The organism is Paraburkholderia sp. BL23I1N1 (assembly GCF_003610295.1).
Lineage (GTDB): Bacteria > Pseudomonadota > Gammaproteobacteria > Burkholderiales > Burkholderiaceae > Paraburkholderia.
Map to the genome: position 1 here is coordinate 592,243 of NZ_RAPV01000002.1, position 11,381 is coordinate 603,623.

11 protein-coding genes are annotated in these 11,381 nt (G+C 61.6%); 6 read left to right on the forward strand and 5 right to left on the reverse strand.

The features are described 5' to 3' along the window. Nucleotides 1-1,211: 1,211 nt before the first annotated feature. Nucleotides 1,212-1,823 carry a hypothetical protein gene (locus B0G76_RS35335; RefSeq protein WP_259460921.1) on the reverse strand — a complete coding sequence of 204 codons (612 nt, stop codon included), beginning with the start codon at nt 1,821-1,823 and terminating at the stop codon, nt 1,212-1,214. Between the two features lie 179 nt (nt 1,824-2,002). Here B0G76_RS35335 and B0G76_RS35340 point away from each other — a divergent pair, with 179 nt between their 5' ends. Next, nucleotides 2,003-2,908, forward strand: coding sequence for a LysR substrate-binding domain-containing protein (locus B0G76_RS35340; protein ID WP_259460922.1), 906 nt, complete (start codon nt 2,003-2,005; stop codon nt 2,906-2,908). Between the two features lie 21 nt (nt 2,909-2,929). Here the strand turns inward: B0G76_RS35340 and B0G76_RS43155 are convergent, their stop codons facing one another. After that, nucleotides 2,930-3,070 carry a hypothetical protein gene (locus B0G76_RS43155; protein WP_183082271.1) on the reverse strand — a complete coding sequence of 47 codons (141 nt, stop codon included), beginning with the start codon at nt 3,068-3,070 and terminating at the stop codon, nt 2,930-2,932. A 214-nt stretch (nt 3,071-3,284) separates the two neighbouring features. Continuing rightward, on the reverse strand, nt 3,285-4,310 hold the full coding sequence (locus B0G76_RS35345) for an IS110 family transposase (protein WP_120297402.1): 1,026 nt from the start codon (nt 4,308-4,310) through the stop codon (nt 3,285-3,287). A gap of 311 nt (nt 4,311-4,621) precedes the next feature. Between B0G76_RS35345 and B0G76_RS35350 the strand changes: the two genes are divergently transcribed. Together B0G76_RS35350 and B0G76_RS35355 are read left to right on the forward strand one after the other, a co-directional pair. Further along, a complete protein-coding gene (locus B0G76_RS35350; RefSeq protein ID WP_120298042.1) occupies nt 4,622-5,116 on the forward strand; it encodes a lysozyme in 495 nt (164 codons plus the stop codon). A 119-nt stretch (nt 5,117-5,235) separates the two neighbouring features. After that, nucleotides 5,236-5,538 (forward strand): lysozyme inhibitor LprI family protein, encoded by a 303-nt coding sequence (locus B0G76_RS35355; RefSeq protein ID WP_259460964.1) that lies wholly within the window; start codon nt 5,236-5,238, stop codon nt 5,536-5,538. A gap of 246 nt (nt 5,539-5,784) precedes the next feature. On the opposite strand, the gene B0G76_RS35360 is transcribed toward B0G76_RS35355, so the two are convergent. Beyond that, complete coding sequence (locus tag B0G76_RS35360; RefSeq protein WP_120297404.1) at nt 5,785-6,663, reverse strand: LysR family transcriptional regulator; 879 nt, start codon at nt 6,661-6,663, stop codon at nt 5,785-5,787. 118 nt (nt 6,664-6,781) lie between these two features. Between B0G76_RS35360 and B0G76_RS35365 the strand changes: the two genes are divergently transcribed. Together B0G76_RS35365 and B0G76_RS35370 are read left to right on the forward strand one after the other, a co-directional pair. After that, a complete protein-coding gene (locus tag B0G76_RS35365) occupies nt 6,782-7,111 on the forward strand; it encodes an antibiotic biosynthesis monooxygenase (RefSeq protein ID WP_147394130.1) in 330 nt (109 codons plus the stop codon). Nucleotides 7,112-7,327: 216 nt separating this feature from the next. Further along, entirely contained in the window at nt 7,328-9,007 is a 1,680-nt protein-coding gene (locus tag B0G76_RS35370; RefSeq protein WP_120297406.1) for a site-specific integrase, read from the forward strand. Between the two features lie 154 nt (nt 9,008-9,161). Here B0G76_RS35370 and B0G76_RS35375 read toward each other — a convergent pair whose 3' ends face one another. Further along, entirely contained in the window at nt 9,162-9,410 is a 249-nt protein-coding gene (locus tag B0G76_RS35375; RefSeq protein WP_183082272.1) for a hypothetical protein, read from the reverse strand. Nucleotides 9,411-9,634: 224 nt separating this feature from the next. Here B0G76_RS35375 and B0G76_RS35380 point away from each other — a divergent pair, with 224 nt between their 5' ends. Continuing rightward, the gene (locus B0G76_RS35380; RefSeq protein WP_120297407.1) at nt 9,635-11,380 is read left to right on the forward strand and encodes a methyl-accepting chemotaxis protein; all 1,746 of its coding nucleotides are present in this window, start codon (nt 9,635-9,637) and stop codon (nt 11,378-11,380) included. Nucleotide 11,381: the final 1 nt, after the last annotated feature.

The following is an 11,381-nucleotide window of genomic DNA, read 5'->3' on the forward strand; positions in this document are numbered from 1 at the left end:
GCTACGTTTAGTCGGGCAAACGAACGATTAGGGTTACAGGCGATCCGGCACAGGCCGGCTCTTTTTGTCTATCTGGCGAATCGGAGGCGAGCGGCTGTTTGCTCACCTGGCGGCCGGTTTTTTGCCACTTGACCGTTTCGAACCTGATTGCACTGGAAGAAATTTACTTGTATAGACAAGTTAACGCCAATAGGTGGTTACCCGATCTGCATAGACAGATCGCATCTCTCGCTTTTGCTAAAACGATAGTTTTGGAAATTTGGCTAAGATCGCGAAAAATAGCAGATTTTTGGCCTGTTATTCAGCAGAATATCCATGGGCGAGCTTGCCCACGCACTACTGTCGTATTGAGCGGCATGAGTGATATGTATAGGCATGTTGTAATGCTCTGCTCGGCGAGTGGCTGCTGTTCGACCTCGGCGCGAGCGCAGATAGAACGCGAATTGCGACTGATCGCTAGCGCTCGCAGTCGCCCGTCTGCCGGTAGCACTTCCTGGACGGCTAGGAGGGCTGATCAATTCAGCACGGCAGTCGCAATGGACAAGCGAAACCACTACTCCGTAGAGCTAGGCACTTCGACTGTCGGAAACCTGATACTTACATCGATAGCCGCGGTCTGCCGGTCGGCAACACTCGATCCACCCGGGTCGTTGGCGATCAGTGATCTAATGTCCGTTGCTCTTTCGGTTTGTGACTTTCGCGCGGGGACCGTGTACGACCGTTCCTGGCCGCTCTCTGCCTCATGCAATGTGAATGCTCAGCGTGAACGTCGCATCGCCACGATCGTCGGCACGCGACCCCGAGCGGGCTTTCGGCGCGCTCGATACCGAACGACCGAAGTCAGACCGTCATCGCCCTTCGCGAAAGCCCCAGCTAGACGCGTGCGCTGCCGCCCACCTATCCTTGAGGTTGACCCGGTTGGACGGACAGATTTGCAGTTGAGTTTAATGTGTTGTTGATCCTCCATGGATTGTTGGATCTCGGGTTGTCCACGGCCGGGCGGCGGGTCGCCTGTCACGACCGTGACGCTGCCCGGCGGTGGGCAACCCGCACTGCGATGGCGTTTGCTCCTGCGCATGCAGGCTTTCGAATTCGAGCGGTGCGCGATAACCGATGCTGCTTTGCAGGCGCATCCGTTCACTGTCGGGCGGCAGCGCGCCCTCCATGACTCCGCTCCTCGACGCTCCCGCGCATCGGCACCTGCATGCCGGTCACCGCTCGCACGATGTCGTGCACATCGCCTTGTCCATGTCGCCGAAGAAGGCCTGGTAGTACGCGGGCTCGACGACGGTCTTCATCCGCGAATCGCCATTGCTGTTCCACACCGTGCGGTCGAATCGCGCACGTACGATCGCATCGTGCGCCCCGGATGCGCGAACCGTCACGACGGCGGCCACGCGCTCGTGATCCGCTTTCGCGGGCAAACCGCCAATCCGGGCCTTCAGCGCGCCGCGCAGCAGTTGCCGCCACTTCGGAATCAGCGTGTCGCTGCGCCCGCCTTCGATCAGCCCCGCATCGCGGTCGACCGTGACCGGCGCATAGCCCTGCGCGCGCAGCACGCCCGCCACCGCGTCGAGCGTGTGCGCCTGCGTCGCGCCCGCATAGCGGCGGTCGGTCAACATGCGCAGCGTCTGCTGCTCGCTGTCCGTCAGGTCGACTTCGGTCTGGCTGGAGCTGTAGCGCACCAGCGATCCGCCGCTGCCGATCTGGCGTTCGTTTTCCGGCTTCGCCGCACACCCGGTCAGCACCGCGAACAGCCCGGCACAGGCGAGCGCCAGCGCACCGCGGCCTCGCACCGGCGGCATCACTGCCGCGCCGCACATCGCACGCCGCGCCGTTCGCCGGCCGCGAAGACGGCGGCGAATTCCGGTTGATCGGCAATCGGGGGGCGCTATGATCGTCATCGGGGCTTTCTCCTGTCGGCGCCATGATAGGGACGTGCCCCAGCCTCGACAAACGACATTTTTTGACCCACTGTGTAGCTTTTCTTCGCGATCTCACGATGCGCCGATTGCCGCCCCTGAACGCGCTGCGCAGCTTCGAAGCCGCCGGCCGCCTGCAGAGCCTCACCCTCGCCGCCGAGGAGCTGAACGTAACCCAGAGTGCGATCGCGCAGCAGATCCGCGTGCTCGAATCGTTCTTCGGGCAGAAGCTGTTCGAGCGCGACGGGCGTTCGCTGCGGCTCACGCCGCGCGCACGGCATTACCTCGTCGACGTCGCGAGTTGCCTCGGCCGGCTCGCGCAGGCGACCGGGCAGATGTTCGAGCCGGTCGGCGGCCATTCGATCCGGATCAATGCGTCCGTGTCATTCGCGCATGGATGGTTGCTGACGCAACTTGCCGTATTTCAGGCCGCGCATCCCGACATCGACGTGCAGCTCGTCACGACCGCCGACGTCGAGCGCGATCACATCGACGAAACGTGCGACGTCGTGATTCGCCGGTATACACCGGAGCTGCGCCGCAAGGGCTTCGTGTCGCGACCGCTGCTCGAGACCGTCGCGGTGCCCGTGTGCGCGCCCGGCCATCCGGTGCTCGAACAGGCGCGCGTGCCGTCGGACCTGCGCAACGCGCCGCTGCTCCACTACGCGGGGCTGCCGCAGGCATGGCAATACTGGTTCCACCAGGCCGGCACGGACGTCACCGAGACGCTGCGCGGGCCGTTTTATCGCGAGTTCTTCCTGCTGATCCAGGCCGCCGCGAGCGGGCTCGGCGTGTGCCTCGCGCCGCGCGCGGTGGTGCGCGACGATCTCGCGGGCGGCCGGCTCGTCGCGCTGTTTCCGGAGGTCCACCTGGAAGGGCCGCCGTTCCATTGCCTGTATCGCAACGACGACGATCCGTCACTGCGCACGTTCGTCGACTGGCTGTTCGTGCGGGCCGAGGAACTGGACGGGCCGCCGCCGCAGTAGCCGGCGGCGGGCATTACCTGGCTACGCGTTCTGCCGCACCACGCCCAGTTTGAGCCCCAGCATGCCGAAGATGCGATTCATGGGGTATTCGTCCTTTTCGTGCATGTATGGACCCGGCGCCTTTTGCAAGCTTCTTGTTCGTGATGTCGAAACGGTCTGCATGCATGTATCCGGCTTGCAGTTGGACGATAGCCGAAGCACGCCCGCAGCCTTGATGAGATCCGCGCACCCTGTCCTTAGCAAAATCGCGGCTTGCCTAAAAGAGCAGCCGGCACGAAAAACAGGCTTCAGGATGCTGGTTCAACCAATTTCGTCATCGCTTTTGAGAAGCTTCGCAAACCTACGCTGGTGGTACTCTCCATTGAGAACTGTTTGCCTATGCCGTAGTGCCTGGTGCAACGTAACTGGCCTCGCCGCTGAGCAGCGCCTGGATGATTCGCGCGTTCTTGTTGGCCAGCGCGACCGCGGTGCAGTTGTGCCCGCGTCGGGCAATCATCTGTTGTAGCCAGACGCTATGTGGATCGGTCTTGCCCTTCACATATCTCAGGACTGCGCGGGCGCCGTGGATCAACAGCGTGCGCAGGTAGGTGTCCCCGCGCCGGCTGATCCCCTGCAATCGTGATTTACCGCCGGAGGAATACTGACGTGGCACAAGACCGAGCCACGCTGCAAGATGCCGGCCATTCCGGAACTGCGTGGCATTGCCGACGGCGCCGACAATTGCCGTGGCGGTAATGGGGCCGATGCCCGGGACGGCGGCAATCTTCTTGCATAACGTGGAATGCTTCATGAACGTCTGGATCGACGTGTCGATGAGATGAATGCGATCTTCAATCGCAGTCAGGTGCTGCAGCAGTTCGGACAGCAGCGTCTGGCAGAAGGCGGTTAGTTCGTCGCCAGCCGTGCGCAGCAGTTCCGGGATCGCACACTTGAAGGCTTCCGGTGACCGGGAAATCGTGAAGCCGCGCTCTCCGAGCAGACCGCGCATCTGGTTGATCAGCGCGGTACGGTGGCGAATCAGGATGGCGCGCATGCGGTGCGCGGCCAGGATATCCTGCTGCTCGACCGATTTGACGGTCACAAAGCGCATGGTAGGCCGGCTCGCGGCTTCCACAATCGCCTCTGCATCGTTGCGATCGTTCTTGTTGGTCTTGACGAACGGCGTCACGTACTGCGGGCTGATCAGGCGGACCTCGATGCCCAGCGACTGGAAACGTCGTGCCCAGTGGTGAGCGGTGCCGCACGCCTCCATCACGACCACTCCGGGCGCGAGGGTGCGCACTGCTTCGAACAGCGACCCACGCGATACCTTCGCCCGGTGCACTGCTCTTCCGCGACGATCGGCCCCGTGGAGTTGGAATACCTGCTTGGCGAGATCAATGCCGAGAATATCGATTTCCATGATGAACCTCCATCCAGACGTCCGGTTGAGTCCGTTAGTGTCCCCCGAAGGGAGGCGTCGGGTCCATCTCAGTAAAATCTGGCGGTTGTCTCCCGGAGAGCCCCGTCCAGTAAGGCTTTCGCTTTTGCGTTCGTTACGCGACGCCTGATCCTACAAGCCATTGAAAACGCAAGGATTTTCAGAGCAAAGCGCCAGATTTTGCACGAAAAGGACGAATACCCCTCTACGGTCGCCCGGCGTCCCCTTCAACCGTTGCCGCTCTCCTCAGACGAATGCTAAAGTCTGACGGACTCAGCCTTCAAGGGGAAATCATGCCGAATGAATCAATGCGTCTGAGCCTTGCCGGATGGGCGGATTTGCGGCGTCGAGAAGGTGCCGTGATGAACTACTACAACGACGTAGCAAATAACTGCGCCTACGGAGTCGGTACGCTTGCTCATTTGGGATTTTGCACCTCGGATGAACTTCAACGGCCCGTGTCAATCGCGCAGGTCAATGCGCAACTTGTCACAAAGGTCCGACTCACCGAGCAGATCGTTCGCCGCAATGTGCGCGACCACGAACTCACACAGGCGCAGTTCGACGCACTGGTCAGCTTCGCCTACAACTCAGGGGAAGGCGGGTCGCGCGATACGTTTGCTGCCGCGAATAGCGGTAACGACAGACTGGTCGCAAGCAACATGGCTCTCTGCGTGTACGTACATCCGCGCGACGCACAAGGTCACCGTCTGCCGCCACGTCGAGTGAATGGACTCGTCAACCGCCGTCGTGAAGAGGCGGCGCCATTCGCTCAGGGGTTGAGATGAAAGTCGCTTTCCTCGCACTCGCATTCGCACTCGGGTGCTCGCCAGCAATGGCTGGCACCGTTGATCCCACCGACGTAATCTCGCGGCAGAGCGGGCTACCCGCGAGTGAGGTGCAAGGCATGCTCGCGAACTGCGATGCAAATCAGACCAGCCTGAATTTCTGCGCGTGGCGCGACAGGGTTGTTGCCGAGCAGAAACTGCAGGACATCGTCGAGGACAGAGCCGCAAAGTCACCTGGCTGCAAAGCGCGCCTCGACAGCAAAATCGCTGCATGGAAGAAGCGACGCGACGCGAGTTGCAAAAAGTCCGCAGAGGCAGAAAACGGAGGCGGTTCGATCGTCCCGATGGAGATTGCCGCCTGCCAGGCTGCAGAGACCGACCGTATGGCGAAGGCGATCGCATCGGCACATCGGTGCAATTGACCTACGTGCCGGCTAGTAGCTGACAACAAGGGATAGAACTCATCCATCGCCTCGCCTTTCAGTTGAGGCATCCGACTATCGACCGATTCAGGCGCGACATTTGCCAAGGTCGGTCGAGCGAAGCCCGCGGCCATTCGTCTCAGCTCGGCCACTTTCAGCCGTTCGATGTCAGCGCCTGGATTGGCGACAATCGATGTGGGGAACAAGTTGTTGAGGATGGGGCGGCGGCTCTATCGAATTGTTCCGCTACGCCCTTGATAATTTTCGCTGAACTTCCTGTAGCAAACTTGCCAAGGCGCTGACCTTGGGTTGCCGAGCGTCTTTGCGCCAGATCAGCAGAGTGCGGACGCTACGGTATTCGCCTTTCAGGCTATGCACTGACAACCTGGTTCGTTCGGTATAGGTGTCAAGGACCGCAGCGGGAATCAGTGCAACTCCCATACCTGCAATACAGCAGCCTAGAATCGCGTGATAAGAGCCGACCTCGACGACTCGCTGAGGAGCCACATTGTCACGCGCGCACCATGCTTCCAATCGCTGACGATGCGGACAATCTGGCTCGAAAGCCAGTAGCGTCCCCGTGCGCAGATCGCGAGCCGAGCGGATCGGCGGATGATCTTGGGGTCCAATAATCACAAGATCTTCGACATAGGCGAGCATGGTCTCCAGTCGCGTATCGGAAACCGGCTCGGCGACTAACGCGGCGTCCAGTTCACCCGAGAGAACGCGCGCGGTCAAAGGCCGCGGCGCGCCAGTTCGCAGTTCCACTGACAGATCGGGATAGCGCTCATACATCTGGCCGAGTAGTGATGGAAGGCGGATGGCCGCGGTGCTTTCCATTGCCCCCAGGTTAAGTACACCACGCGGGACTTCATCGTGCATCGCTCCTCGCGCCTCTTCGGCAAGCGCCAGGAGACGCGTCGCGTAGTCGAGCAGAACCTTGCCTTGTGGCGATAGCTGAAAACGCTTGCCCTCACGTATGAAGAGCGACACATCGAGGTCGCCTTCCAGTTGCTGAATGCGTGTGGTGATATTCGACGGCACTCTGTGCAGCAATGCTGCGGCGCGAGTGATGCCACCCGTGCGGGCGACAGCTTGAAATACACGCAGATCAGTCAGGTTCATTTTCTTGAAACGAGAAAATAATGTTCATATTTATTCATTTTACATGAAGAAGTGATGAACTTAGACTCCGCAATGCCAGCTGCAATGTCGCACGCGTGGCCTTGTGAAGGAAGTGAAAATGATCGTGACTGTCTTCAGGTCCAGGCTGAATCCTGAGGCTCAAGATGAGTACAAACAGTGGGCGTCCCGGATGAGCACGCTGGCCGCTGACATACCCGGCTACATCTCACACAAGGGCTTCGTTGCCGAGGATGGTGAGCGCGTGACCATCGTGGAGTTCGAGTCTGAGGAGGGAATGCGTGCCTGGGCAACGCATCCGGAGCACGTGGCTGCAAAGAAGAAGGGGCGTAGCATCTTTTTTACAGAATTCAGAGTGCAGGTCTGCAACGTCGTGCGCGACACAGCCGACCATTGGTCGCGCACGGCAGGGGCGCGGAGGATATTATGATGTGAGGCGATATACCCCGGTGCTCTGGATGTCCGTTGCCGGCAGACACGAGAGACGGTTGTGGGTCGTCAGTTGCCATCTGGCGAATGCGCCACACCGGGTCGACCTGAGGCAAGACCGGGGCCGCTGCGAGCACGTCGTATAGTGTGAGAGATGCGATTAGACTGATAAACTTTATTATCAGTCCATCTTTGTTTTTCATCTAAACCGGCGATCATGAAAACGCGTGAGACCGAACCCACCTCCTTCCCCGACGACGCCGAGCTGGCCGCGCTGCGTGCCTGGTACGCCGGGCTCGACGCTCGAGCAGCCGTCGCCCGCTATCTGGGCGACCGGAAGGCGCCAGGAGCATCCGCGCGCGGCATGCTCGGCCGCATCCGGCGCACCTTGGCTGCGTTCGCGACGAGCCGTCACCGAGCCGATTTGGCCGAAACATTCGGCGGGCGATCCGCCGTGTCGGCCGACACCGTCGCGCACGCGGTCGAAACGTTGCGCAGACTGCCAGCACCGGTGCCGCACATCGCCGACGAGGTCGATCAATGGTTGCCAACGCGCGCTGTGGCCGCGCTGCGGGCGCATGGTATCCGGACGCTGGCCGAGCTAACCGTGCGCATTCCACGCCGGCGCCGCTGGTGGACGGCGATCGCCGGGCTCGGCGTCGCCAGCGCACGCCGCGTGGAGGCGTTCGTTGCCGCCCATCCGGCGCTGACCGAACGGGCGCGGGCGTTGATCGTCGCAGCACCGCCCGGGAACATCGTGCCGTGGGAGCAGTTGCGGGTACCGCACGAAGTCGACGGGTCGCATGGACAGTTCCGCGCACCGCGGGCCGCCTGCCTGCTGAATGCGTCCAACGACTACGAGGCGATTCGATCCTGGCTGTCGCTGCATGAATCGGCCACCACGCAGCGCGCCTACCGCAAGGAAGCGGAGCGCCTGATCCTATGGGCCATCGTCGAGCGAGGCCGAGCGCTGTCGTCACTCACCACTGACGACGCGATCGCGTACCGGGCATTCCTGCGACGGCCCACGCCGCGCGAGCGTTGGGTCGGGCCGTCGCGGCCACGGCACAGTGTGGAATGGCGACCGTTCATCGGCGCGCTCTCGCCCCGATCGGCAGCGTACGCGCTGAATGTGCTGTCGGCGCTGTTCCGCTGGCTGGTTGAGCAGCGCTACGTGCTGGCGAATCCGTTCGCCGGCGTCAAGGTCAAGAGCCACGCGCCGCGCGCGGGATTGGACGTGTCGCGCGGCTTCTCCGAGGGCGAGTGGCTACTGATCCGCACCGTTGCCGATGGCCTCGAATGGTCATACGGCTCGAGTGTGCCGGCCGCTCAGCGCGTGCGGTTTCTGCTGGACTTTGGCTATGCAACGGGCCTGCGCGCCGGCGAGCTGGTTGGCGCGACGCTCGCCGACATCCGGCGGGATGAGCACGGCGATCACTGGCTGCACGTGCTCGGTAAGGGTGGCAAGCGAGGTAAGGTGGCGTTGCCACCGCTTGCGCGAACGGCGCTCGACCAGTATCTCGTGCAACGGGGCCTGCCAGTCACGCCCGCGCGCTGGAACCCGGCGACGCCGCTTGTCGCAAACCTCGAGGAGGACGGCGCCGGCATCGAAAGCACGCGGCTTTGGCGCGTGCTGAGACGGTTCTTCGTGCTGGTGGCCGATGCGATTCAGGACGAGCGGCCCGCGACGGCCGAGAAGCTGCGCCGCGCGAGTCCGCATTGGATGCGCCACACGCACGCCTCGCACGCGCTCGCGCGGGGTGCCGAACTGATTATGGTGCGCGACAATCTGCGCCATTCGTCGATCTCGACGACGTCTACCTATCTGCATAGCGACGAGGTGCAGCGAGCGCGGCAGTTCGACCAGGCGTTTGCCGCACGGGTCTTCAAGCAATAGGCCGTTTATACCGACTCCCGCATAAGCACGCGAATTTTCATAACTGCGCGACTTATGATAGGAATTTACGCTTTTAGGCACAGTTCCCGGTTATGCCCAGCTCGTCGACCGGTGTCCGCCAGCTTTGGATCGCCGGCGACGAGACTGTAGATAGTCAGAGCTGTTGCAGGAAGGCGAGCACGCTATCGGAAGGCTTGAACCGGAACGAGGCGGCTTCCGCTGGTGCCAGTTTCTCGAGTGCCCGCTGCTTCGTCGCCATATCAGCGTCGATGTAGACGTGAGTCGTTTCGATGCTCTCGTGCCCGAGCCAGAGAGCGATGAGACTGATGTCGACGCCCGATTGCGCTGCAGCGCATAAGCGCTTACCTTGTCCGCTCCCCTCATCGGCGGCATTCGTCTTCACCTGAAACCTTTCAAAGAAATAACATGAAGGCCTGCCGGTAACGCTAATTTACGCGTTAACGATAATTAGTATGAAGAATACATTCTCGCTGCCGTTAACTGAATACATGAAGCATTTGTCGCATCCCCGGCCGGCCAGGTCTGGATGCTGACTTTCCGGCGACGCGCGAGCGTTGCTGGATCCATCTTTCGGTTCCGGTTTTTTTCAGGTCGACGAAGCGAGCTATGAATATCGGCAATATGAAACTGGGCGCCAAGCTAATCAGCGCCTTTATCCTGGTAGCGGCCATCAGTGCCATCGTCAGCGTGGTCGGTGTGCGCAACATGGCGCAGATCAGCGCAAACGCAGACAGGACCTATCGATTGGATCTCGTGGGGCTTAACCTGATTCAGCAGGCGAACGCCGATGTGCTGAGGGCCGGCACCTATCTACGCAACGCCATTCTGGCTTCCACCGCCGAGCAGCGGACTGCCTCTCTGGCCCAGGCTGGAAAAGCCCTGGCCTCGGCGCGCGAACATCTCGATCAGGCTGAGCCCCTCGTCTACACCGAGAAAGGGAAGGCCACCTTCGCCGATCTCGATCAGAGCTGGCACGATTACCTACAGGCCTTCGATGAAATGAAAGGCAGGATCAACGCCGCTGGGCTACAGGATCAAGGCAGCCTGACCAGCTATCTGCTGGGCGAATACCACGAGAAGGGTTTCAAGACCTTGGTCCTGATGGGCACCCTGGTTGATGTGAAACAGGGCGACGCACAAACGACGGCCGGATCTAACGATACGGTGTACGTCGAAGGCCGCAATCTGATGCTTGTTCTGGTGGTCTTTTCTGTGGCGATCGGTTTGGGAATCGGCGTCTGGATGGCGCGTAGTCTGACGCGGCAACTGGGAACCGAGCCGGCGACAGCCGCCAACCTGGCCAGAAGCGTGGCAGCCGGCGATCTCGGCGTAAGCATCGACCTCCGGCCCGGCGACACGACCAGCCTCATGGCATCGCTGAAGGCGATGCGCGATGCCCTGTCGCAGGTCGTGGCGGAAGTTCGCGAGAACGCCGAAGGGGTGGCGACCGCGAGTGCGCAGATCGCGCAAGGGAATCTGGATCTGTCGAGCCGCACAGAGGAGCAGGCAGCATCACTCGAAGAAACCGCCTCGAGCATCGAACAACTGACGGCCGCTGTCCGTCACAACACGGACAACGCGAAGCAGGCGGCAACGCTCGCCGGCACCGCATCCGGCATCGCACAGCAGGGCGGCGAGGTCGTCGGGCGGGTGGTCGAGACAATGCGCGAGATCTTCACCAGTTCAACCAAAATGTCCGAGATCATCAGCGTGATCGAGGGTATTGCCTTCCAGACCAACATCCTCGCGCTCAACGCGGCGGTCGAGGCGGCTCGTGCCGGCGAACAGGGGCGGGGATTCGCTGTCGTTGCCGGTGAAGTCCGCGCGCTCGCGCAGCGCAGTGCCAGTGCCGCAAAGGAAATCAAGGACTTGATTGCCGATTCAGTCGACCGGGTGGAGGTGGGCTCGACGCTTGTCGAGCAGGCGGGCGGCACGATCAATGAGATCGTCGCGTCGGTGAAGCGTGTCACCGACATCGTGGGTGAAATCTCGTCCGCGTCGCAAGAGCAGAGCTCCGGCATCGAGCAGGTCAACCAGGCCGTCAATCAGATGGACCAGGTAACCCAGCAGAATGCCGCGCTGGTGGAAGAAGCTTCGGCGGCGGCTCAGTCGATGGCGCAGCAGGCGCAGGGCCTGCGTGCAGCGGTAGCCTTCTTCAAGGTCGACGGCAGGCGAGTATCGGTGTCACCGGCGAACACACCTCGGAAGGAATCACGTCGGGCGCCGCCGAAAATTCACGCGTCGTCCCCCGCGAAGTTGGCAAATCCCACGACGACGCCACGCCTTACAACTGGCGGTAGCACCGTGGTTGCGACCAGCGCCAGTGAGTCCCCCGACTGGCAGACATTCTGAA